The following is a 24,905-nucleotide window of genomic DNA, read 5'->3' as shown; positions in this document are numbered from 1 at the left end:
CAAAATAACGCCCCTTATGGTTTACAATTAGGCAAAAAGGGCACATTTTCGGTTTTGAAAATGTGCCTTTTTTGCCTTTAAAATATCAAGTGTCCTGTCCCTATAACTTAAAAGCCCGGTAAGCTTCCCGAATTGCTTACTGTACCAAATCTGAACCAGTTCAGATTGAATAAGTATCCGCTTCCTCCCGTAAATTTCAGGTATAAGTCGTGCTTTCCGCTCACCCCGCTAACATTGCACGTTGCAGCCACCCAGGTCTGCCAACCCCCAGTCCCGGCAACCGGACAAGTCCCTATCAAAGTCCCGTTAGGGCTATCCAGCCTGATCTCTATATTCCCTCCGCTGGTAGCACTGGCGACTCTGGCCTGAAAGCTTGCAGCACCACTGCCGAAATCAATATTGCTGTAAACTGCATAATCCCCGTTTTCAATGTATCCGACATTCTCCCCACCTTCCGTACAGCTTTCGGTTTGAACTCCCGATTGGTTATTATAACTCTCCCCTTCGATCTGTGTAAAGGCTGATCTTGGGTCAGGTGTTGGCAAAACACCCCCAGAATCTAAAGCGGCACCATCAAAGGGAATAACGATAACCTTACTGCCATGACTGTCGTTACCCAAGTCTTTGTCTTTTGCAACATCGATCGCAGCCAGTGTCATTGCAACCACATGTCCATTCTCCATATACACATTGGGACGTTCTAATTTATTCCAATGATTGACCGTACCATTTGAATAGCGGATAAAATTTGCTGTAGGGTCATAGGCATATCCCGGCTCTAATTTCCAGTTGCTGATACCATCTTGGGAAGTGATGTGATACGCCTTACGTGTGTCCCACTTATTGACAATAATATGATAAAGGCCACCACTATACCACATAACCGGATCTTCCATGTTGACTGTCGGACAACCAGGAATCTTCTCATAAATATTGGTTCCCTGAATGGTGTAAGGTCCAAGTACATTATCAGAAATACCTATTACCCCATCTCTTTCAATCAACCCATAACGTCCATCCGGACGAAGCATAATGTAAACATTGGACGCTGTATATTTGGATGAGTAAGCATTTGGAGTAATCGATACACTACCCAGCTTTGACCATGGCCCATCCAAAGAATTGGAGACAAAAATCTCTGCCGGACGCCTGGTTTCACTCACCAGGATCGCATACCGCCCATCTTTTAGTTGAAACGGTACCACGTTATGACCTTTGCCGCCCTGATCGTTAGGCCAGCACAACCCCTTGTCTGTATAAGGTCCATACAGGTTGGAGCTCGTCGCATGAACAGCCACAGAGCCAAACCACCCGTTGTGACCGGCAGATTGATTCCAACGGCTGGCAAACATATGATACATGCCATCCGGCCCCTTGATGATTCCTCCATCCCAGTAAGCGTACTTCGACATGGTTCTGTCTTCCAAACCGTTGGATTGATCACGAGGGCCCACTGCCGCGGCGCCCCAACAGGACGACGATAGGGAATCGATTATGGGTGTCGTTTTAAAATAATCAATATATGAGGAAGCAGCATGTACTACATTGAAAGATGCCAGTGATAAAACTAATCCAATAATAAATATTGATTTTTTCTTCATAATCCACAATTACCTCCTTACTTGAGATCTCCGGCGGTTACACTTCCACCGGTAAACTTAAACCAGTTCAGGTTGAATAAGTATCCGCTTCCTCCCGTAAATTTCAGGTATAAGTCATGTTTTCCGCTCACCCCACTAACATTGCACGTTGCATCCGCCCAAGTCTGCCAGCCTCCGGTTCCGGAAACCGGACAAGTCCCTGCTAAAGGACCGGTAAGACTATCAAGCCTGATCTCAATATTACCTCCGCTGGTGGAACTGGCCACCCTGGCCTGAAAGCTTTCTGCACCACTGCCGAAATCGATATTGTTGTAAACTGCATAATCACCGTTTTCAATATACCCCACATCCTCTCCTCCTTCGCTGCAGCTTTCGGTTTGGATTCCAGACTGGTTGTTGTAGCTTTCCGCTTCAATCTGTGAAAAAGCTGATGTCTGGCCAGGAGTTACACCTGTGCCGGTGAATTTCCACCAGTTGAAGTTAAATAAGAAACCGCTTCCCCCGGTAAATTTTAAGTATAGATCATGTACTCCTGTTGCACCGCTTACATTACAGGACTTGGTTATCCAGTTCTGCCACCCTCCGGTATTTGAAACAGCACAGGTTCCCACCAGTTTCCCGTTCTCGCTGTCAAGGCGGAGTTCAATATTCCCGCCGTTCGTTGCCGAAGCTACTCTTGCATCAAAAGATGCCGCACCGGAACCAAAATCTACACCTTTTACTTTTATCCAGTCCCCGTTTTCGATATTACATACATCCATTCCGCCTTCACTGCATTTTTCTGTCTTAACACCGGATTCCCAGCAAATTGTTTCAGCTTCCGTTTTAACATATGGGTCTAAATTACCAAGCTGGCCCGGACCATTTTTGGTAATTGGAATACTGGGAATTGTACCATCTGCATTGTATTTGAATTGCTCCAAGCCAACAGAACGATGATAGCTTCCGCCTCCTGGTAAATTACCGGTATGGTAAAAAAGGTAGGAATTTCCTTTATAATCGGTTACTCCCGGATGGTTTGTATAGCTGTTTTGCGAACCCATAATAGTTCCCTTTGAGGTCCATGGCCCGGTAGGACTGTTACTGGTCGCATAGGAGATATTTTCGGATCCTCCGGTCATACCTGCGTATACCATGTAATATAAATTATTACGCTTGTAGAACCACGGACCTTCCACATAATTTGCTGGTTTGGGAGTTACCTGGACAATACCGCCTGAATATGAAATCATATCCTGATTCAACTTCACATAATAGAGGTTACCGTTTCCCCAGTAGAGATACGCCTGTCCGTTGTCGTCAATGAATACGGTAGGGTCGATATCCTGCGCCCCGTTATTGGCGATTAAAGGTTTCCCCAGAGGATCGGTGAACGGCCCTGTCGGGCTGTCTGATACTGCTACACCAATTACCCTTGCGCCCCCGGCGTTATTCCGGGTCATGGGACCGTAGAAATAAAACTTCCCGTTCCTGTTAATAACCTGGCCAGCCCATGCATCGCCTTTTGCCCAGCTGAATGTGTTGTAAGACAACGGCGATCCATGATCCGTCCAGTTTTGCATGTCGGTGGATGAATAGCATCTCCAGTCATTCATGGTATAAAAATTATTGACGATGGTGTCCTCGTCATGAGTCGTATACAAATAGCAAGTCCCGTTATAGACCGTCGGAGCAGGATCCGCAGTATAATTCGTTTGTACCATTGGATTGTCTGCATAACACTCTGTTGATTGAAATAGGGAAATAGCCATCAGGAAAACTACAGCTTTACATACTTTTTTCATAAATTACCTCCAATTATTAGGTTAATTTCCGCCCTGGTTACTAGTTTCCGTCTGGATTCCAGACTGGTTATCGTAACTCTCTGCTTCGATCTGTGTGAATGCCGATTTCGGAATGTTATAATCCGTAAATCCTTTTGCGCACGCCATTTGTGCAAAATTCCACAGACTTGGTTTCCAGACAGTCCAATCGTGACCTCTTCCTGGAATTTGATAATAGGTGCAGGGGATATTATTGCTCTTACAAAAATTAGCTATGCCGTTACTGTAAGATAAATTATCATTGGTTCCAATACAAAGAAACAATAGCTTCATCTGCTGACGGGTAGCTGCAGGATCCGGAAACAGCTTGCTGGTGGGATAGGCAACGGGTCCGCCGCCTGAAAAACCTCCCACATAGGCGAATTTATTCATATTTGTACACCCAATATTATATGATTGTGGACCACCATACGAAAGACCGGCAATTGCTCTGTGAAGGCGGTCAGTATAAACCGAATAGTGTGAATCGATGTATGGGATAAGGCTGTTGAGTATATCATCCGGAAGCTTACTATCAGATATTGACGATGTATTAGCATTTGGTGTCACAATGATAAATGGCTGGATTTTTCCATCAGCAATAAGGTTGTCCAAAACAACATTGGCTGCGCCTCCGCCTGTAAACCAATCACCTTCACTCCCGCCATAACCGTGCAATAAATACAGGACGCTGTATTTGTTTCTTGTTGAATATCCTGGTGGCAGGTAAATTCTCGCCTTCCTCTGGCTTTTTGTTGCTGATGATTGATAAGTAATACTGTTGACCTGCCCATGGGGAATGTTGTTCCTGGCCTGGTCATATCCTGTCGGGGGCATGGTTGGGAGCGCTTGTGCCGCCATTGAATCTACAGGCATCCCTAAAAGTACCGCAAGAGTGAAAAAAGCCGGTACTATTTTCCTTACAATTTCATTCATTAAGGGTTTTAGTCTCATTTTTTATTTCTCCTTTCTTTCTATATTGCCGGTATCCCAAACGGGATACACGGCAACATGATTAGAGTACACTATCTCCCTCCGGTAAATTGGAACCAGTTTATATTGAATAAGTAGCCGCTCCCACCGGTGAATTTCAAGTATACGTTATGCTTCCCGCTTGCTCCGCTGATACTGCAGGTTCTGGTAGCCCACGTCTGCCAACCGCCAGTCCCGGTAATAGAGCAAGTTCCTACTAATGGACCAGTAAGACTGTCCAGCCTGATCTCAATATTCCCTCCACTGGCGCCGCTGGCTACTCTGGCCTGGAAGTTTGCCGCCCCTGCGCCGAAGTCGATATTGTTGTATACGGCGTAATCTCCATTTTCAATATACCCAATGTTCTGTCCGCCTTCGCTGCAGGTCTCCGTTTGAATACCCGACTGGCTGCTGAAACTCTCCGCTTCAATCTGTGTAGTCGATCCGCTTACCCGGAGCAGTGCCGCCGATTCCCCCATCTTCATACCTTGTGAATTTACTACACACAACCGGTACGTACCGGCAGCAACTGGGGCAGTAATTGATGTGGCAGTTCCTTCCGCTTTCGTCATTGCAGATCCCTCGGCAAAACTGGTTGTTCCGGCCGGTGCAAGCCATACCGTGTTTGAAGAATTCCCGCTGCTCCTTATACTTATGCCAGTTCCGGCTGGAGCTGCACAACTTGCGGGGAACACATAATCCGGTGTTGAAAGTAAGTTCGCCGGGATAATATCCCTGTATGCTTCCTGGATTCCCGAATTCAAACAGGTGGTGTACTGTGTCAAAGGCCATACGTTATCCCCAACGACAACCGGGGGATCAATTTTACTGTTTGGAGGATTAACGCCCATTTTACTTACAGTGGCATAGGTCCGCAGTATGGTTAAATCGTGTTTTTCTCCAAAATCCTCACAATTGATGGTATACTTCACCCCCGGATCAATATCCAGTACGTTGTCATTTTCATTGATATAGGCAGTTCCTTCATCGTTATGCAAACCATAGGTCGGACCGGAGGTTGCAGGAGGAATCCCCCTGACATAGTTCTGGTTAATGTTCGTACCCGGCATCTGTCCGATGGTATAGATGGCTCCGCTGTCATGAAGCCTGGTTAAGGTATTAATAATCCGGTTATTACTTACTGTGTTGTTTTTACAGGTAGTGGAGTCAGTGAAATTACGCCATCCCCATCCTAAATGGATCCCATTGTAAGCTGTTGATTGAACATGGTTATTGGTTATTTTGATGGTATCCACAAAGTAAGCCGTGATGGCGGCACATCCCCCAAATCCGTGTGACGTGCTTATGTTGTACAACAAATTATTGTTGATGGTGTTATTCTTACAAACCCCTTCTACTCCGGGAGCATATTTTGCATGGTTTCCACCGTCTCCGATATAAACATGCTGGGGATGCCCCACCGTGATGCCGCTTGATGTGATGTCCGTGATGTAGTTGCCCATAAGGCTGGAATTTATAACATCGTTTACCATGGTAATTCCATCGTTGCCGCTGTGCTTTACTGTATTTCTTATAAAGTTGATGGAATCACTGCTGCTTACGTTGATCATTCCCGGCAATGTATCAACAAGATCATACTTGGTGTTGTGCCAGTTGTCGTTATAAAAAGCGATAAATGCCTGTGCTGCCTGACATGTGGACTTACCGTGTGAGCCTGCAACATTCAAAAGACTGTAATCCGTATTTTCAAAAGTAATGCCCTGAAAGGTGATATTCTTAACTCTGTTAGTCGTTGATGTCCCTGTGATGTCGATCAGCTTCTCTACAACAGGAGCCTCTACATCGGCAGTGGCCATATTCTCACCTGGACGGATATAGTAATAAAGCGTTTTGGTCGTTTTGTCAAAATAAAATTGTCCAGGAGAATTTAAGAATTCAAAGGCATTATATATCGTATGGGTACCGGAAGCGCTAAAGGCTGCACCCCATCCTGGAGTCTGTGCTATCGCCCCATAAGGCTGCTGCAAAAGAAGCACTCTGTTACTGCCGGATGTAATGACATCCCTGGTACAAACTATATTCTCATTCCAGGTAGTACCGTTTACGATCTCAAGGTCATCTTTGTTGCTGGCAATTGCCGGTACATCCGATGCATTATACTGAACTCCGTCACTTTTACTGCCGCTTGTCCATGCCCAACTGGCCTGTCCTGCAGTGACGGAATAAGTCCCGTACCCTCCGCGGGCAGTGACGGTTTTGCTGGTCATCGAAGCCCTCTGGTCATTCACATAAAGGTTTCTCAATTTGGTGGAACGATTGAGCGCAGCCTTATAAATATTGCCGCTATGCTGAGTCCAGCCTGTGACTTTTGTTGCACCGTTTAGGACAGGCGTTTCACCCGGGTATGCCTGGTAATAGATCCTGTATCCGTTTGTCCCCGAATCCTGTGGTCCGAAAGTAACGGTACTGGTAATACTGTAGTTTCCGCCCCGCAAATAAATATAGATATCTCCGGTCATATTGCTGTTGATCATGCGGACAGCATCCCGCGCCTTTTCTATTGTCTGGAAGGGTGCTGTTAGCGTTCCTGAGTTGCTGTCGCTTCCTGCCGGCGAAACATAATAGGTTGCCTGAGTCGCAGCGGATGCAGCTATGGGAAAGACAGTAAAAGTAAATATGCTGCATAATACAGTTATCAAAGAGAGATTTAATAAAACACTTCTTTTGGAAGCCTTCTTTTTTAACATACCCGTTTCCTCCTGATTTTTTAAAACGTATCTTTATAGTATATGAGGTAACTTCGAAATGGTGCCCAACAAGTACTTTTTAAAGATGGTAAAATCATAGGTTTTACATGCAAACTCACCAGCCAAGGGCCTGAATCATTTTATCAGCATATCGCTTACCCAGGGTAACTGATGAATCATGACTAAAATGGAGACGGTATTGTGTATCGCCAGGATCCACTACCAGACCACTTGCAGAGACTACATAGCAATTTGGAATCAGGGAAGGCAGTTGGTTTACCAACTTATTGTGACCTGCACAAGGACCGCTGTAAAGCAGTTCGCCAGGAAGGAACGGAACATTCCCCAGGTTTAAATCTTTTCTAAGGTCCTCCACCAGTGTTTTTACCTTGCCAGGCCAACTGGGGTCACCGCTGTTGGATTCGCCCTGGTGGAAAATGATGCCTTCAATGACGCCTCCATTTTGCTGTGCAATTCTTGCACGGTTAATGATCCAGTTATATTTAGTGCCTCCCGACTTCATAAATGTCTCGATCTTTTCACCGCTGATCGCGCAGGGTATCAATCCGATGGTATCACCAGCCGGGACTTTCTGTATCATGGTCTTGCCAAACCAGTCTCCAGGGCCGATAGCATTAAGCCAGGAAGCATGAAGAGGTGGACATGCCACATCCCACTTATTGGTTACCCGTCCCAGTGCAGCATTATTATCGTACCCCAATACCAGCACGCGGGGGTCTTCCACTTTATCAGAAGCTTGCGCCAAAGCATAACCTGCCATATTGGATTGACCTAATAACAGAAAGCAGTGGAATTTGCCAGCTTTTGCTGTTAGTGTTGTTGTCGGTTCGGGTGTCTGTGCAGACGTAAGGGTGAAACCTTGTCCGTTTACAACTCCCAGGCTTTCCATGCTGTATGACGCCGTAAATTTAAACCAGTTGAGGTTAAACAGGTATCCGCTTCCGCCTGTAAATTTAAGATAAACGTCATGTTTTCCGCTTGCCCCGCTGACATTGCACGTTACATCAGTCCAAGTCTGCCAGCCACCAGTTCCTGCAACCGGACAAGTCCCGATCAAAGTGCCGTTAATACTATCCAGTCTGATCTCAATATTACCACCACTGGTAGCGCTGGCTACTCTGGCCTGGAAGCCTGCCGCACCGGTTCCAAAATCGATATTGCTGTAGCTAACATAATCCCCATTCTCGATATACCCTACATTCTCCCCACCTTCGGTGCAGGTTTCGGTTTGAACTCCCTGCTGGTTTATGAAACTTTCTGCTTCAATCTGTGTAAAGGCCGATATGGGGTCAGGGGTTGGGGTATTCTGATCCGTAAATCCTGCTGCGCACGCCATCTGGGCAAAATTCCACAGACTTGGCTTCCACACGCTCCAATCATGGCCTTTACCCGGGAGAAGCCATTCAGTGTAGCGAATATTATTGGACTTGCAATAATCTCTTACCCTATTGTTATTGGATATAAGTCCATCTGAGGTTCCACATGAGAGAAACAGTAGTTTTGAATTCGCCCTAACCTTAGTCCCACCGTCAGGAAACAGCTGATTAACCTGTTTGGTGATGGGTGAGGAGGAAAAGCCACCGATATAAGGGAACTTATCCACGTTGGGCAACCCGATATTCAGCGATTGGGCGCCACCTTGTGAAAGGCCGGCAATCGCCCGGTGCTGGGCATCAGTATAAACAGAATAGTGTGATTCGATATAGGGTACAAGAGAATTCATCAAATCTTTTGTAAAATTCTCCCAACCATCCCTTACTCCAGATCCAGTCGCATTTCCGTTTGGTAATACAAGGATAAAGGGTTGAATTTTACCGGCAGCAATGAGATTGTCAAGGATGACATTGGGTGCGCCGTTGTTGTACCACTCGTCTTCATTTCCGCCAATGCCATGCAATAAATACATGACGCTGTATTTGTTGTTTGTTGAATATCCCGGAGGCAGGTAAATTCTCGCCCTCCGCTGGCCGTTTGTCGCCGTGGACTGATATGTAATATAGCTGACCTGACCGTGTGGTATGTTACTCTTGACTTGGTCATAGCCTGACGGTGGAGAGGTTGGGAGCGTTTCCGCCGCCACTGAACTTACGGGTATTGCGAAAAGTACAGCTAGAAGTACAGCGATTATGGAAAATGTTCGTCTCAATTTCCTGCTTATTTTTTTCATTAAGTTTTTTGATTCCATGTTTATTTCTCCTTTCTTTTTTGTTGTTTTGTTATTTTGTTATTTAACAGAAAACCTACCTTTAGATTAATTTCATCGTTACGTCTGTATTTTAACCTCCCTTCTTTTTAGTAAGTACACTGCACTCGTATTGCTTATCTTTAAGTTCTCATAGCCCCCCTTTCACTACCTTATTGTGTAATATAAAATAAACTTATCTTTAAACCGCCGATATTTTAAAGGGGGAGAGAGACGTTTTTTTCCTCTACATCATGATATTAACCCATAATCATCCGGTATTTATATTACATGTAAGAAATGCGGTGCAGCGCGCTATTTTTCACTACTCCCCAATGAAAGGATTATTTTTATTGTGAATTCACATATATTAAAAAGAAAAATTAAAATGCTTTGTAAACTAATTTAATATTAAAAATATTTTGTACATTCGGTCAATCAATCAGCTATGTCTATTATTTTCTTGTAATAAAATACACCTATAAGAAGCCTCCCCCACACATATCCCCGACCAAAGTTCAATGTTTATGGAGGTAACCTCTTATAGATGTATCCTAATCATATCAACTATTCATTTACTTCTATATTAAAATGTTACAGCTTAAATACAAACGTCCAGATTGTGGCTTTAATCCATTAATCTAATTTGCATGATCCATCAGAGCAATATCCATCGGACGATCAGCGGGAAGTTAGCCTGCTCCTTATTAGAGACGTTGCAGAAGCTTCAATCAATTTAGAAGTTTCTATTTTCTTAACGAATTTTGAATTCCTGTCCTGGTGCCAGCACAATCACGCGCTTTGGATTGACTACATGATCGAAGATATTCTGCGGATTGCCATTAAATGCTTTTTCATTTGGTGCATCCACTGTTCCCCAATGAATCAGCACAAGTTTCGCATCCGGATAAGTATTGGCTAGTTTGTATGAATTCTCCAAACCAATATGTACATAATTATCTGAGAAATCAAAGAGTATTACATCCGGTGGATCCATGTGTAGCTGGCATTCCATTAATCTAGAATCTCCAACATACCAGATTTTTGCATCTCTTGTACGCAAATAAAAGCCACAACATTCTCTGTCTTCCCATACTCGGTAATTATAGCTTTCATACAATCTCTGCCATGCGTGATCTGCTGGTGTCAGTTCTATGTCTATCTCGCCCACATGAATATGGTCTGCTATATCATGCCCATTTCCATCAATATCACACTCTTCCTTCATTAATGAAGCCACATAGAGCGTTGTATGATATGCATTGCACACAGATTTCAAGCTCTTACAGGTAGCTCTAGAATAATGATCACTATCTGAATGGGAAACCAGAATAGCATCCACCTTAAGTACTTCTTGTGGTAAAATCGGTATATCAATTAACAGTGGCATATCAAACCCTTCCAATACGGGATCAATCATGATGACTGTGCCCTGACTGTTTATCATGGCTCCTCCTCCACCTAACCAATATATACTTGTTCCACCTTTATTTTCAAAATCTTCGGCTGTCATCCTACAGGTAGCAGGTGCTATCATTTGACCTTTTTCATTCATTTTCATTTCGATTCACTTCCTTTCCTATCAGCTTGATACGCTTACACGGAATTTGAAACGGTCTCATAACGTGCTTTGCCAGCTTTATTTGAAGTAAAATGAACCTAAAAAGCATTTAATTATCTAATAATTGAGTAGACTTGAGTTCTCGTAAGGTTTGTCATATACTTGAAAACTCTAATATTTCTTGCTTATATCCCATATTTGTATGAATTCCATTGGGATGTATTCTATATAATCTAAACTCAAAAAGTAATTTACTGTGTTCAATCAATACACTATCTTTTTGTATTTCAAATGAATAGACATACGTATTATTTTTCTTTTTAACACTTCCATATACTATGGGTTCAATAAATAAGTCATTATGTTCATTAATAAATTCATTTGAATACTCTTTTCCTGCTGACGTTTCTATTCTTTTTCTGGAAAATTCTTTCGTATCTATTGGCAGATAAAACTGATCATACAATGTTGGCATAAAGGTATTGCTGTTGATCAGAATAATTTTTATGCCATACTTTTCTTTCATATCATCATTTGTTTGTGCATTAACCTCGCATTCTATCTTTATAAAGTCTTTATAATTACAATACCGATAAAATACACTGTCTTGACTTTCACATTTTATCCATTCTGTAATCTCGTCCAGCTTCATCACTTTTCTATTTATATAGAGCAAACATAATTTTGAAAACACAGACAATTTATGATTTCTTACATATTCAAAATAAGCGCAGTCCTTATCTATTATGCGCATTGCCGAACTCATTCTAACTATATTATTAGGTACGCGTGATCCACCCATAAAGTCTTCTTTAAAAGAAAAAGCGGGCATTCTTTTAGGATAAGATAAAGCATCACTTCTTGATAATTTAACTGCTAAATTTATATCAAAATTATTAAAGCTAAATAACTGCTTTAGACTACTTAATACACTATAAATCTTTCTACTACAATATAAATTCTTCGCTACATTTATTACATGATTAAAATCATCATGAAAACTATATTCTAGGTAATAAGCTAAATCCAAATAATTTCGAATAGTATTTCCCTGCGACAAGACACGATCTTCATTATCAGTAAAAGTGTTCGCAAACATATGAATCAGTGCATATGTCTTATTTTGTGTTTTGACAAGATCTCCATTAATGTTGACAAGTTCTATATTCTCAAACCATGCGATATCTTGTTTGGCAAAAGCTGAACTTCCCCATTTAAGCTCGATATGTGGTAACAATTGTGTAGTGTCCGCAACTAATTTAATTTCAAAATACTCATCACTATAATATAGAACAGGATCATCTGAATCTTTATTATCAATTTGATAATAGCCTATATCTTTCATATGTGTATATATTTTTTTTAAATCATTTGCATTAATAATGATGTCAATATCTCCTATATCTCTGATAAGAGGATCCCCGTATATCTGAGTAGATAACGGCATTCCCTTAATAATACAGTAGGCATAGTCATTACTCTCTAACATATCTATTGTTTTATGTAAAACCATAAGAGAGTCTTTTAAGTATTGCTGATTACTATTATACAAATATTTAACATATCTATTATTTGGGAATTTTATAATTAGTACATTATATAAAATATTTAGCATTCTATGGTCTTTAGCGATATTGACTAATTCTTTAATCTCTTCTTCGTCAATATCCACAACTACATTATTATAAGATAACTCTGATTCAAATATCTGCTGTATAATACATAGGAATTTATCAAATAATTTCATAACTACTCTCCATCATTCTTCAATTATTATATTAAAAATTTTGTTTAACGAAAGAAATGCACCATTATTATTGTTATCAAAATCCGTAATTACCTTTACTTTACTACGAACATCTTCATTCGCATTTTTCATACATAATCCAATTGAAGAATTGTTTATCATGGAAATATCATTTTTTCCATCCCCAATCGATATTACTTTGTTCAGGTTTACCTCTAGCAAAGAACAAACCTTGGTAATGGCAGTCCACTTATCAACGTCTCCTATGGAAATATCTATTACTTCGTCGTGATTTCTCCAGGAAAAAATTTGTATGTTTTTATTTCTGTTTTTAATACTTTTCACAATTAAATCTTTATACTCTGGCTTAACAGAGACTAATATTCTGTGTACATTAATATGTTTATTAAAATTATCAGTATCAATTCTAATACTTGGCAGTTCTGGATCTATCATCATATCAAATAAATAAGTGTTATTCGTATTAATATAATAGGTATTTAAGCCACTTGAAATAATAATATTATCAATCTTATCTATAAGATACTCACTGAACAAATAGTCAAGTAACTTTTCAGATTTTGATATTGGCTTTGAGAATAATGTGTCGTTATTATTTGGATTACATATATATCCTCCATTGTAACAGATCATTGGTGTGGTTAATTTGAGCTTTCTATAATACCTCATAGCATCAGAAACAGATCTACCTGTAACGATACATACATTTACTGTATCTCTTATTTTATGTATAAACCTTTCCATCTCAAAACTAATGTTAAACTGATCATCAATAATGGTGCCATCTAAATCCAGACCTAAGAATTCATACCTCATCAATTTCCCTCCTCAACATAGAAACAGTAGATACTATAAACCTTTTGCTTTTCAATACTTTTCTAATGATTGGTTCGTTAATTCCAGATGGCTCATTCATTTTATAGTTTTTCACTTGAATATCATATTTTCTATTGTAGATATCTTCATACTCCTTATTTTCAGAGTCTACTAGTTCAAAAAAGTAATTGACAGTACTATAAAAAAGACTTAATTGATATCTAAAATCCATATAAATCACCTTGTCCACATCTAAAAACTGAGCAACCGCGTAATCATATAATTCATATATATCTTTATAACTATTTCTACTTATTCCTCCTAAAGCACGTGTTCCGGGTATTTGTTTATAGGTGGGATTAATTTCTAATACTTTTTTTTCGTCAATGATATGCATATAAATATAAGGATAGATATCTAATGCTAAATCCTCCAAAATAATATCCGCTCCATCTCTATAAAGATCTATTGTAACTATTTTTTTTTGATCATGCAATTTTGATATCAGCTCGTACTCAGCATTTATTAATTTATCATAAAGATTTTTATATATGAATATTGTGTACTGTTTTGCAGTCTCTATCAGATAATTCTTAGTAATATCAAGATTATGATATCCACCATTAAAAAGTGCTTTTTTTTCCATTTCGAACAACACCCTTCTATAATCTTCTATACATTAGTAAATCTAGTTTCCATATAAAAACCCTGTCAAAATGTATTACTAATTCCCCTATCTTATAATTTGTATCTTCTGCCATTTTCGCATGAATATTATGAAGCAAATATATATCTATTAAATTAAAAATGGCCATATTTGATGATAAATAATTACATACTGCAGAGATCTTATCATTATCTCTAATGAAGTGAATATCTAATAAGCATTTTGGATATCCATTTGTCTGATAATCTTCCTCTGGATACTGTACCATAATAACAGGTACTCTATATGAGTCATTAGAAAGTATAGCTTCTTTTGCTAATTCATACTGATTAACTTTACTTTTACCATATTGATATATACGTTTTAACTCAATTCCTGTATTATTTATTCCAAAACTATTACTATAAGACCTTTTATACATATCACTTATTAAATACTTGTCATGTAATTTCTCTTCTTCTACCCGATCTAATACGTAAGTAATATTAGTTGCCATAAGATACTCGCGCTGATATAAAATGTTTTCTTTCCCGTATTCCAACAGGTAGTCCATTGTTTTTTCCCAACAAGTATTTGGTGAATTACTCCTAATCTCCATATATTCTTATATGATGTTTAAGGAATCAAAAACATCGTATTCTCCTTTCTTTTTTATACCGGTTAAATGTGACCTAATAGCTAGGCGCCTAAATATATGACTGAATCACTCTCCTCCAATATGCTTTTATCATGAGTTATAATAATTGCCATATTAAACTTTGCTCTCTTTCTTAATGCAGCCATAACATGCTGTTTCGTTATATTATCCAGACCTGCTGTTGGTTCATCAAAAATCATTATTTTCGCACCTGATAACATAACCCGAGCAATCCCTAGACGTTTTCGCTCACCATCAGAAAAAATAACAACATCTCGACTAATAATTGTATCAAGCCCTTCTTTTAGATTTAGAACCCTTTCTTGCATATCTAATGATTGTAATACTTTATATATCTCATCTTCAGAGGAAGCACATCCTGAATAGTTCAAATTATCTTTTAAGGACATTTCAATTAATTCAGTTCCTTGAGTTGCTCCGATTATATTTGATGAAAACCACTCATCATTATATAAATCTATGGATTTATCATTTATTGATATTTTACCTGATTCTGGCTTCTCCAGCTTAAGTAATAATTTAGTTATTGTTGATTTTCCACAACCAGAAGGACCAAAAATAAACAGTACTCCATCCTGATTAAGCTTAAAATTAATGTGATTTAGAATGTAGTTTTCTTCATCACTGTATCGAAAGCACACATCAGAAAATTCCAGTGTCTTAATCTCATTCGCAACTAAAGTCTTCTTTTCTACCTTTCTTTTTAAAAGTAATACCTCCTCAATTCTATCTTGGTTACTTTTAGCTGAGAAATAGCTTATTATCCACCTTTGCATACCAAAAAATACAGGTGTTAACCACGCTATGTAGGAATTTAGTGCATATATATCACCAATTTTAATATTTGACTTCATAAATGCTATCTGTGAAAAAATCAAAAGGAGAACTATTCTTGCCAGTTCACATACCGATGCTGTGGAATTTGAGAATATATCATTTTTAATTCTCATAGAAATAGATTTTAAGAATTCATTTTTCCATATACCTTTTGTATTCTCAACATTACTTGATAAACTTAAAAGTTTGATATATGAATTATTTTCTATTGTTTCATTAACAATACTGTTCCACTGAATAGAAACATCGTTAAACTTGTCTTCTATTTTCTTAGTATATTTCTTTCTTATAGTCAGTACCGTTAACTGAATGATTGAAATAATAATTAGAATCGCGGATATAAATACATTAATTTTCAACATTAAAAAACAACCAACCACAATGGTTGATGTGTACCAGATAAAGTTACTTAATGTAGAAAAATAAAAGTCAGCAAGCTTTTGTGTTGCCTGAATTATTTTATTATACAATGCTTGCTCAGAATTTTTTTGCATCCATGAGACAGGCTGATGCAGCATATTATCAATTCCATCTGTACGGATGTCTCTAATAATATCGAAAACAAATTTACTCATTCTCGTATCAATAATGTAAAGTACTAAAACCATTGTCGGTAATGCTACATACAGTACGCCCCTCGCATAAATCTCATTGAAAGATATATTATCTGATATACCATTTATGATTTCTTGGAGCATCATAGTTGGTAATAACATTAAAATACTTCTTACTAACCCTGATAATATAGAAAGTATTACCTTGTACCAATGTTTCTTTAATTTTTTATAAAAAATATCAATGTATTTTACATTTTTATCCTTCATTATATAACTCCCTGTACTGTTTACATTTTTCGTAAATGTCACTGTGCTTACCAGTAGCAATTACTTTTCCTTCATGAAACAATATTATGTTATCGAATTGATTCATCTTAGAAAGGTCGTGAGTTATTAGTATTACAGTTTTTAAGGGGAATTTTTGAGTTAGATCATCTACTATAGAAGAGGCAGATTCTTTATCTAATCCAGTCGTGACTTCATCCAAAAGATAGTAATTTCTATCAATTGCCATTCCTCTAACAAGACCAAGGCGTTTACATTCTCCTCCTGACAATTTAGTATCCTGAGGAGTTATTACAGTATCATAGCCATTTATTAATTTTTCAGTGACTTTGTCAAAAGCAAATAGTTTACACATAATTTGTATACTCTTTTCTGTTGCTCCGCTTAGCAAAAGATTATTCCTTATAGTATCTGCACAAATATATGTATTCCCTTGAATATACGAGAGACTATAGCGCATTGATGTCATTTGCTCTTTTTCCATTTTCGTGTCTCCTACTATAATTTCACCATCGGTTGGTTCAATTAATCCCGAAATAATATTTGCAAATGTACTTTTACCGCTTCCACTTACTCCTACGATAGCTGTCTTTTCTCCTGCTTTGACCTTACACGAGATATTATTTAATATATCAATATTGTTTACCTTATAGCTTAGATTTCGTATTGTTATATCTCCACCAAACTTATTTTCAATCGTGCTACCAATAACTTCATCCTCTTCCGATAAAAATGTATGTATACGTTTTATCTTAAATATCATACCCTTTATTTGCACCACAAAACTACCAAACGTCTGTATTGGTGTACATATACTTGAAAGCAATCCCACTGCCGTAATAATCTGACCTATGGTGATTTGTCCTTTCATATATCCATTGCTACCTAAAACAACAATTGTTGCTGGTGCAACAGCATTGATTACTCTGGCAAGTGTTCTGTAAAAATTATTTGTAATCTTAGAGTTGACAACATTAGAACTGTATTTGTCATTTTTCTCTTTGATTTGCTCAATTTCCTTCTCTTCCTTACCATATATTTTTATAAGTACAATATTCCTAATCGTTTGAAAAAAACTTTTGTTTATTTCTTCCTCACTATTACGTACTGCCACTTCGTATTTTTTATTCAATTTACCAATTGGTTTGATAGAGATAATGGAAATCAGATATATACAGCAAACCACCAAAGGAAACGTCTTACTTATCATGAACAATTCATAAATAGCAATAATTGCACTTACTACACTAATCAGAAAATGTACAGCCATGTTGATTGAAATCTTTTGAATATCATATATGTCCTTACTTAGCATTTGGAATAAGTCATTTTGATTCCATGACATCATTACAGAGTATTTAACAGAAATTACTTTATGTATCAGTTGATTTTTAATTTCAATTATTAGATTATTTGACAGCCTCTGTTCTAAGATATCCAGACACACCTTATCGAAAATAAGCTTTAATGCTAAAATAATCAGCAAGGTTAAAACCTTTCTAAGAAAGACATGGTAATCTGACATTGTATCTATTGATTTACCTAGATACAATGATGTTTGAACATCTAATATTGCTATAATAAAGATTAAAACAATAGGTGTAACAATTAAGGCAATATTGTGTTTAATAAATTTTTTCAGTAACATGTAACAAGCCCTCTCAATATTTGATTTACATGTTCGATTGTATCACTTATTTTCTGATCATTATTTATTACATTCCATTGTTTTTCTTCTGCATATCTTTCATATTGCCTCTTTACTCTTTTAAGTACCAATATATTTTCAGTAGGCTTAATTTGGCTTCGTTTTTCTAATCTCTCCTCTATATTTTTAATTTCAGCTGTTATAAGAAATGTCTGAGCCGGAACTAAACAATTACTCAAGCATTCATCTATGAATCCATTCCAGACAAACCATATCTTATCATATATCTTCTGGCAGCATGTCCATCGGTCTAAGAGTATAAAATCATACTCTGATTCAAGTTTCTTCAGCTTCTCAGAATCACATAAAATTTGAAATGCCAACATATTCGCTACGATTTGATTTAGTTCTTTCGTAACTATACTTTCCTTTTGAATACAGTTCTCTTTAATTAAAGATAATAGTTTTGTAAATTCTGTATTCTTATTTGCACTCTTATATATTAAAACCTTTTTGTTCTGTGATTCAAGACAGTCCTTTACGCCTTCGATTACTGTGGATTTTCCTGCTCCATCTACTCCAACAAATGCTATGATCATGTCTTTCCCTTTCAACAATTAAATATTTTATTGTATATTGGTTTTGGCTTTTCACTCATCCAATTTGGCTCCTCTCCAACAGTATTTTCAAATTCCTGAAGGGAAATTCTACCGGTTATAAACTGTTCAAAAACTTCTATTTCTTTCTCCGGATGCCTTTCTAAAAATATTTCCATACTCTTTTGTATACTATCAGCATAAAAACTATTATCTCTCTTATGAACGATGTGATAGTTCTCTGCCTTTCCATTAAGGAAAAATTTATGTCCTGCTTTATGTAAACGGTAACCGTATTCAAAATGTTCGAATCCCCATAATTTGAAAGCTTCATCAAACAAATATGGGCTGCTGCTATTTTTGACTGCCATATTCCCAGATAATGTAGAAATCCAAGGAACATTACTATTTGTACATCCGTTTTCATCAAAGAGATTTCTAATCACTTTATAGTATAAAGCCAATCTTAATAATCTTTTTTCCTCATCTGCGTACGGATTTATGGTCAGATCTTCCATTACACTACCAATACTAACCACATTATCTTTCGTGCTGTTTACTAATCTAGAGTGTTCATATATAAATGTATCTGAAGGATACCTATCAGCATCGCAAAAAACCAAAATATCACCATTACTGTTTTTGATTCCAATATTTCTTGTATAACTTCTTCCCATATTATTTTCATTTAGAATAAACTTAATATTAATATTTTTTACTGTTTTTTTTATATTTTCAATTAATTCAAAATTTATATTACGTGAGCCATCATCAATTACTATAACCTCAAATGTGTCAATAATTTTCTGTTGCGAGAACTTATATAACGTATATTCAAGTTGTTTATATTGTTCGTAAACAGGTATAATAACACTGATAAACATACCGTTTCCCCATTTCTTTATAAATTTTACACATACTTATTTACTATATTTACTAGTTTATCTATAGTATCTAAGTTCTCACTCATTAACTCTTCATCTGGAATTTCAATTCCTAATTCTTCCTCTATATACGTCAATACTCGCAATATTCCTAAAGAATCAAGTCCATTCTCAAACAGATTCATATCATCTGAAATTACCTGTTTTATCTCTTGATACACAATTTTTTGTACGCATTCATTAATATTTTTCATACTAATCTCTCCTCTTATAATATTTTTAGTCATCATAATTCATATTACCTCTCACATCGTCCTTTGAACTCTTGAGTCTATTATAAATGTCTGACCTGTTACAGAAAAAAATAAATCAGACAACATATAAACAATAAAATTAACTAATGCCCCTAAATTTCCATCAATCGGTAAATAGCTTTCTGATTGAGCAGCTATTTTTTTATACTCGTTACTCCTGTTTAAATTTGTATTAATATATCCAGGACATACAATATTAACAGATACTCCATACTTCCCCATCTCCATTGCTGCTGTTTTTGCTATGAGATTCAGACCAGCCTTAGAAGCAGCATAATTTCCCTGATTCTCACGTCCCGATATTCCAAGAACAGAGGATAAGCATATAATTTTTCCTTTGCTTCTTACTTTCATTAGATTTGAGAAAGCTTGAATTAAAGAAAAACTTCCTGTCAGATTAACATCTATTACTTTTTTCCAATCGGTATCTTTCATCTCATCAATTCTATCGTCAGAAATGATTCCTACGCAATTAACAACTCCGTCAATTACTACCTTATGGTTGTCTATAAATTGTATAAGTTTTTCAATATCGTCCAAACTAGTTATATCACATTTTGTCTGTAAGAATGCTTCCCCTAGCTCTTCCGTATCCATTACTTCATTTTGATAATATGTTCCTATTACTCTGGCTCCATTTCGAATAAGCTCTTTTGCCAATCGTCTTCCAATACAAGATGATACCCCTATGATGGCAATATATTTATCTTGAACTCCTATCTCCACTATCCCACCTCTTTATTTTGCCCGTATACGTCTTACTAATGCTGTCCACAATATTTATATTGTTCAATTTGTTTAAGTTGAATCTTTTATTACAGAAGTCTTTAAAATTACACAAATCGAACTCATCATCTACGACAATATCCGCAGCAATCTTTTCACCAAGAAACTCATCAGGTATACCATATACTTTTACTTCTATAATATGATTATAAGTTGTGATAATCTGCTCATATTCTTCTGGGTAAATATTGATACCACCAGATATTATTATATTCTTTTCTCTTCCTACTAAATACAGATATCCATCTGTATCTAAATACCCTACATCTCCTGTGTAAAACCACGAACCTTTAAATACCGCTAATGTGGCTTCCACATTTTTATAGTATCCACTCATTCTGGAAGGGGACTTTACATATATACGTCCAATTTTGTTTTCTTTTAGCGTATTTCCGTTCTCATCAACAATCTTTATATCAATTCCCTTCAATGATTTTCCTACCGAGCCAACTTTGTTTAATATATTAGGGATGTCCATACATGTAACTCGTGGGCCAAGTTCAGTCATTCCATAAGTCTCTAATAACGCAATTCCAGAGTATTTTTTTGTAAATTTTATAATGTTATCAGCCGCCAATTTAGATCCGCCAAAACAGATATACTTTAGATATAATTTCGATAGATCAACTTGACCTCTGTATTCAAGAAGCAGTAACAAGTGAGTTGGTACTGCTGAAAAAGTGGTTACTTTATATTTCTCACATAGATTAAAAAAATCCTTTGCAAGAAATTTCGAACTACCTATTACCAGCTTAGCACCTAAAAATAGTGAACTTAAAAATAGTGTTGTATGACAGTAGCCGAAACACATTGGCAAATACACCAAAAAGATATCTTCTGAGGTTAACTCCAGGTTTTCTACATGTAATTTGACATTTTTTAATATAGCATCCTGTGTTAACACAATTCTTTTACCACTGGCTGACGTTCCTGAAGAACCCAAAATTATATTGCATTCATTCTCATAGTAATGAAACTCAGGACTAAATGTTATATTGTCTTTTATATAGTCATTTATATTCAAAACAGATATAGCATGTTCAAACGCTAACTTTGATGCTATTTTATAACACGAGTCATCCGTTACGATACAATCCACATCACAATAATGAGCCAAATCTTTAATCTCATATTCTGTCAACTGGGGGGATGCCAATATTAAATTCTTAGCAGATTGTATAATTGCTATATAACTTACTATAAACTCAATAGAGTTATATGCTATAAGTAAAACTTTTTTTTTTCAATCGAGCTTCGAATCTGTTTTGCAATATAGTAACTAGTATTACATATATACGAATATGTATATTCCTTATCTCTATATACTACTGCGACTTTCTCTCTCGGATTTTTTTGTAGAACTTCCAGAATATTCATGTTTCCCTCTGTATAATGTATTAAAAACTAATACATTTACTTTTCCTTCCTTTATTACTTGATGTCTTAATATGATAAACCTACTTATTAACGCCCCATCTCATTGTACGACCTACGTAACTTTTGATATAAAGCAGAAAAAATTGCCATGCCTCTAAAAATGTTTCTCAGAGGTGATAAAGCAAGCATTTTCTTTGTTAACTTAATTTTATATGTTTTGCAGCATAATAAAATTTGAAATATTGGAAAAACAACAAGTATAATAACACCAAGTGTACCAATAACGTGACTACCTATAAGCAGCATTAACGAGACAATCAAGAGTAATAAATACTGAATCCACGATAAAAAATCAAAAAATACACTCATATAAAACAACACTTTCCTATAGTGAGATACCTTCTTTATCTTTTCTTGATTTATTTCCGATAAAACTTTGAAGGCTTGTAAAGGTGCTTTTATCCAATTCCCCGATTGATAAAATAACATTTTAACATTTTTAACTACATCTCCGTGATCCTTGCTCACCATAGGAACAATCCCCTGTTTTAATAACATTAACTTCATTCCCTGCGGAACATCTTCATTAGGTTCTGGGAATCCTCCAATGTCATAAAGAAATTTTCCTTTAAAGCACATACCATGTCCAACACAATATGCATATGGCATCATTATCTTATTAAGCGGTAAGCATGATAAAAAATAATTGAATCTCTCGTATCCCATGGACCTTATGGTTTCAAAAATCCCTTCCACTCGCATATAAGCAGAAACATTCTCAAAATTCTTAGTATAAAGTGTACTTTGCTGAATTACGTTAACACCTTTACCAACTAAATTACATAGTTCCAATATAGATTCCTTATCCGGGCGGGAATCACAATCATAAATAACAAGATAATTATCTGGATTATACAATTTATCTTTCATTTGCGATAATAGATAATTTAGTTGCGCTCCCTTATTCCCAATTTCACCAGGATAATTGACAACGCTAATATACTCACAACTTGTCTCTTTCATCATATTATTAATTACATCTAATGTTTTATTGTACCCAAAAATTCTACGTTCCTTTTCGGTCGTAACCAATATTAATCGTATATTATCGCAAAGAAATTTCGAAAAATAATGAATTGTTTCCTCAATAGATTTACTTTCATTAAATAAAGCTATTACTATATATAATTTTTGATCAGAGATATTTGTGTTGGATGATGGTAACTTATTTGTGAATTCGAAAATCCTTTTATCTGTCATGTAGATTAATCCAATAACTATAAACATATCGCTCATACATACAACAACAATTAGACACCAAAATATGTAGTTCATCATTTATTACACTCCAAAATATTAGTTATCTTAGAAATTGCATTATCTCTCACTCTACCAGACATTAATAAACATGAGGAATCCTTACATTCAATCTTTATGTTTTCATTATCTGTTATATAGACAATACCTGAATGATATTCACTTTCAATCCTAGTTTTATATAAGTCATAAAGAAACTTAAGTGGTAATTTCATACCTCGAATTCTATTTGATACATTTCCAAGCTTGTAAAACTCTTCTTCTGCCCAAGGATACTTTTCATAAATATAGTATGTATCTATCTCTTCTCTTTTCTTGTCTATATCATCAATCTTGTACCAAATTTGACTTGATTGTGGAAAAAGATAAATTTTGTTAAGTTCTTTATTTCTGATCGCCTTACTATACTCTTCTATAACCGTACAACCAATGCCTGTGCCTAATAAAGTGAGTTTTTCAAACGAGTGAACTTTATCAATATACGTTACTATATCACTTAATTGATTTACATAATCAACCAGGGTGATGTTTTTAAAAACTTGAGGATCGAAGTCACTATCACCATAACCATAAAAGTCAAAAAAAAGCATATTATGTGAAGTTATATGGTTTGAAATATGATTGTATAAAAATCCTGGTCCAGATTTATTCTGACCAACACCATGAACAAAAACAATCAAATCTTTTGAACCTTTGTCTATATATCTAATGCATTGTTTGCCATGAGAGGTTCTGAGAAAAAATTCCTCCATTTCAAAGTCTGTATTTTCTGTTAAATAATTATGAGTCCAGAATGTAATCATTTCTTGGAGCCAGACATAACTGGTAAAAAGGTGATCAGCCCCTTTAATTTTATCAACTCTAATTCCCTGATCTTCAATAAATTTGAGTGAGTTTTGTGTCAATGGATCGCTATCGGAATACACCGCACCATAACAAACATCTATTTTCAGATCATTTTCTGATATAAACCAACTCTTATACTGTTCGACCACATTCCAACTGACCCATGTACCAAAATTACTATCATAAACTAGCTGATTATTAATCAGTTTAGGTCTGGTTATTGCATTTTGGTTCTCTTCTTCCACAAGAATTGCGTTACAAAATCCTATAAATTTAATGCAGTCCATTTTATTGGAAAGCTTGACACAAATCTTACCTGCTTCACTAAAAGCAATAAGCCCAATTTTCTTAAACCAAGGGAATTTATGCATTACATCCTCAATTATAAATTTCAAGGTATCCATCATAACCTGGAAATCATTTTTTGTGTAATCGCCTTCACTGCTACCGCCACCCAAATAATCAAATCTCAGAATGCTACAATTATTATGAGCCAAAGCTCTTGAAAGACGAACAAACATATGACGTGAATCTGTCCTGTCTCCTAATAAACCTGGAACTAAGATATACAGCATATCATTCTTATAGTTGAAATTAGTATGTAGCACACAGTTAATTTTGTTATTACAATACATAACAGGAATTAAAATTTCATAGTTCTCTTTTTCAATTAGATCAGTCATATTCGTTTACCCCAATTTT

The 24,905-nt window shown here is 36.5% G+C and carries 18 protein-coding genes and 1 pseudogene; all 19 read right to left on the bottom strand.

The features are described from left to right. Positions 1 to 107: 107 nt before the first annotated feature. Positions 108 to 1,601 (bottom strand): carbohydrate-binding protein, encoded by a 1,494-nt coding sequence (locus ACOAOT_RS05475; RefSeq protein WP_420216058.1) that lies wholly within the window; start codon positions 1,599 to 1,601, stop codon positions 108 to 110. 17 nt (positions 1,602 to 1,618) lie between these two features. Then, positions 1,619 to 3,385: a glycoside hydrolase family 43 protein gene (locus ACOAOT_RS05470; RefSeq protein ID WP_420216057.1), complete on the bottom strand. Its 1,767-nt coding sequence runs from the start codon at positions 3,383 to 3,385 to the stop codon at positions 1,619 to 1,621. Positions 3,386 to 3,406: 21 nt separating this feature from the next. Further along, positions 3,407 to 4,357: an alpha/beta hydrolase gene (locus tag ACOAOT_RS05465; RefSeq protein WP_420216056.1), complete on the bottom strand. Its 951-nt coding sequence runs from the start codon at positions 4,355 to 4,357 to the stop codon at positions 3,407 to 3,409. A gap of 71 nt (positions 4,358 to 4,428) precedes the next feature. Continuing rightward, positions 4,429 to 7,083, bottom strand: a complete 2,655-nt coding sequence (locus ACOAOT_RS05460; protein WP_420216055.1) for a carbohydrate-binding protein — start codon at positions 7,081 to 7,083, stop codon at positions 4,429 to 4,431. 115 nt (positions 7,084 to 7,198) lie between these two features. Beyond that, a complete protein-coding gene (locus tag ACOAOT_RS05455; protein ID WP_420216054.1) occupies positions 7,199 to 9,289 on the bottom strand; it encodes a sialate O-acetylesterase in 2,091 nt (696 codons plus the stop codon). A 751-nt stretch (positions 9,290 to 10,040) separates the two neighbouring features. Further along, positions 10,041 to 10,847 (bottom strand): MBL fold metallo-hydrolase, encoded by an 807-nt coding sequence (locus ACOAOT_RS05450; protein WP_420216052.1) that lies wholly within the window; start codon positions 10,845 to 10,847, stop codon positions 10,041 to 10,043. Positions 10,848 to 11,001: 154 nt separating this feature from the next. Continuing rightward, on the bottom strand, positions 11,002 to 12,594 hold the full coding sequence (locus ACOAOT_RS05445) for a nucleotidyltransferase family protein (RefSeq protein WP_420216051.1): 1,593 nt from the start codon (positions 12,592 to 12,594) through the stop codon (positions 11,002 to 11,004). A 12-nt stretch (positions 12,595 to 12,606) separates the two neighbouring features. Further along, positions 12,607 to 13,431, bottom strand: a complete 825-nt coding sequence (locus tag ACOAOT_RS05440) for a Cof-type HAD-IIB family hydrolase (protein WP_420216050.1) — start codon at positions 13,429 to 13,431, stop codon at positions 12,607 to 12,609. Next, positions 13,421 to 14,077, bottom strand: coding sequence for a hypothetical protein (locus ACOAOT_RS05435; protein ID WP_420216049.1), 657 nt, complete (start codon positions 14,075 to 14,077; stop codon positions 13,421 to 13,423). Before ACOAOT_RS05435 ends, ACOAOT_RS05440 begins: the two co-directional genes overlap by 11 nt. A gap of 16 nt (positions 14,078 to 14,093) precedes the next feature. Continuing rightward, a complete protein-coding gene (locus tag ACOAOT_RS05430) occupies positions 14,094 to 14,651 on the bottom strand; it encodes a hypothetical protein (RefSeq protein ID WP_420216048.1) in 558 nt (185 codons plus the stop codon). 125 nt (positions 14,652 to 14,776) lie between these two features. Next, on the bottom strand, positions 14,777 to 16,417 hold the full coding sequence (locus tag ACOAOT_RS05425) for an ATP-binding cassette domain-containing protein (protein ID WP_420216047.1): 1,641 nt from the start codon (positions 16,415 to 16,417) through the stop codon (positions 14,777 to 14,779). Beyond that, positions 16,407 to 18,083: an ATP-binding cassette domain-containing protein gene (locus ACOAOT_RS05420; RefSeq protein ID WP_420216046.1), complete on the bottom strand. Its 1,677-nt coding sequence runs from the start codon at positions 18,081 to 18,083 to the stop codon at positions 16,407 to 16,409. Before ACOAOT_RS05420 ends, ACOAOT_RS05425 begins: the two co-directional genes overlap by 11 nt. Continuing rightward, entirely contained in the window at positions 18,074 to 18,682 is a 609-nt protein-coding gene (locus ACOAOT_RS05415) for a nucleoside/nucleotide kinase family protein (protein ID WP_420216045.1), read from the bottom strand. The genes ACOAOT_RS05420 and ACOAOT_RS05415 overlap by 10 nt, the downstream gene beginning before the upstream one ends. A gap of 11 nt (positions 18,683 to 18,693) precedes the next feature. Beyond that, a complete protein-coding gene (locus ACOAOT_RS05410) occupies positions 18,694 to 19,563 on the bottom strand; it encodes a glycosyltransferase family 2 protein (protein WP_420216044.1) in 870 nt (289 codons plus the stop codon). Positions 19,564 to 19,589: 26 nt separating this feature from the next. After that, on the bottom strand, positions 19,590 to 19,817 hold the full coding sequence (locus ACOAOT_RS05405) for an acyl carrier protein (protein WP_420216043.1): 228 nt from the start codon (positions 19,815 to 19,817) through the stop codon (positions 19,590 to 19,592). 51 nt (positions 19,818 to 19,868) lie between these two features. After that, positions 19,869 to 20,603 (bottom strand): SDR family oxidoreductase, encoded by a 735-nt coding sequence (locus tag ACOAOT_RS05400; protein WP_420216042.1) that lies wholly within the window; start codon positions 20,601 to 20,603, stop codon positions 19,869 to 19,871. Further along, positions 20,581 to 21,891, bottom strand: a pseudogene (locus ACOAOT_RS05395) (class I adenylate-forming enzyme family protein); the annotation flags it as partial. The gene ACOAOT_RS05400 and the pseudogene ACOAOT_RS05395, both read right to left, overlap by 23 nt. Before the next feature lie 236 nt (positions 21,892 to 22,127). Further along, entirely contained in the window at positions 22,128 to 23,378 is a 1,251-nt protein-coding gene (locus ACOAOT_RS05390) for a glycosyltransferase family 2 protein (RefSeq protein WP_420216041.1), read from the bottom strand. Further along, positions 23,375 to 24,886 carry an alpha/beta hydrolase family protein gene (locus ACOAOT_RS05385; protein ID WP_420216040.1) on the bottom strand — a complete coding sequence of 504 codons (1,512 nt, stop codon included), beginning with the start codon at positions 24,884 to 24,886 and terminating at the stop codon, positions 23,375 to 23,377. Before ACOAOT_RS05385 ends, ACOAOT_RS05390 begins: the two co-directional genes overlap by 4 nt. Positions 24,887 to 24,905: the final 19 nt, after the last annotated feature.

The sequence above is a fragment of the Lacrimispora struthionigena genome, from assembly GCF_048627165.1.
GTDB lineage: Bacteria > Bacillota > Clostridia > Lachnospirales > Lachnospiraceae > Lacrimispora.
This window is presented reverse-complemented; position numbering and strand designations above follow the sequence as displayed.

Bases quoted from the DNA above. Each gene is read 5' to 3' on its own strand.
- ACOAOT_RS05475 (WP_420216058.1), bottom strand. From the start codon at position 1,601: ATGAAGAAAAAATCAATATTTATTATTGGATTAGTTTTATCACTGGCA.
- ACOAOT_RS05470 (WP_420216057.1), bottom strand. From the start codon at position 3,385: ATGAAAAAAGTATGTAAAGCTGTAGTTTTCCTGATGGCTATTTCCCTA.
- ACOAOT_RS05465 (WP_420216056.1), bottom strand. From the start codon at position 4,357: ATGAGACTAAAACCCTTAATGAATGAAATTGTAAGGAAAATAGTACCG.
- ACOAOT_RS05460 (WP_420216055.1), bottom strand. From the start codon at position 7,083: ATGTTAAAAAAGAAGGCTTCCAAAAGAAGTGTTTTATTAAATCTCTCT.
- ACOAOT_RS05455 (WP_420216054.1), bottom strand. From the start codon at position 9,289: ATGGAATCAAAAAACTTAATGAAAAAAATAAGCAGGAAATTGAGACGA.
- ACOAOT_RS05450 (WP_420216052.1), bottom strand. From the start codon at position 10,847: ATGAAAATGAATGAAAAAGGTCAAATGATAGCACCTGCTACCTGTAGG.
- ACOAOT_RS05445 (WP_420216051.1), bottom strand. From the start codon at position 12,594: ATGAAATTATTTGATAAATTCCTATGTATTATACAGCAGATATTTGAA.
- ACOAOT_RS05440 (WP_420216050.1), bottom strand. From the start codon at position 13,431: ATGAGGTATGAATTCTTAGGTCTGGATTTAGATGGCACCATTATTGAT.
- ACOAOT_RS05435 (WP_420216049.1), bottom strand. From the start codon at position 14,077: ATGGAAAAAAAAGCACTTTTTAATGGTGGATATCATAATCTTGATATT.
- ACOAOT_RS05430 (WP_420216048.1), bottom strand. From the start codon at position 14,651: ATGGACTACCTGTTGGAATACGGGAAAGAAAACATTTTATATCAGCGC.
- ACOAOT_RS05425 (WP_420216047.1), bottom strand. From the start codon at position 16,417: ATGAAGGATAAAAATGTAAAATACATTGATATTTTTTATAAAAAATTA.
- ACOAOT_RS05420 (WP_420216046.1), bottom strand. From the start codon at position 18,083: ATGTTACTGAAAAAATTTATTAAACACAATATTGCCTTAATTGTTACA.
- ACOAOT_RS05415 (WP_420216045.1), bottom strand. From the start codon at position 18,682: ATGATCATAGCATTTGTTGGAGTAGATGGAGCAGGAAAATCCACAGTA.
- ACOAOT_RS05410 (WP_420216044.1), bottom strand. From the start codon at position 19,563: ATGTTTATCAGTGTTATTATACCTGTTTACGAACAATATAAACAACTT.
- ACOAOT_RS05405 (WP_420216043.1), bottom strand. From the start codon at position 19,817: ATGAAAAATATTAATGAATGCGTACAAAAAATTGTGTATCAAGAGATA.
- ACOAOT_RS05390 (WP_420216041.1), bottom strand. From the start codon at position 23,378: ATGATGAACTACATATTTTGGTGTCTAATTGTTGTTGTATGTATGAGC.
- ACOAOT_RS05385 (WP_420216040.1), bottom strand. From the start codon at position 24,886: ATGACTGATCTAATTGAAAAAGAGAACTATGAAATTTTAATTCCTGTT.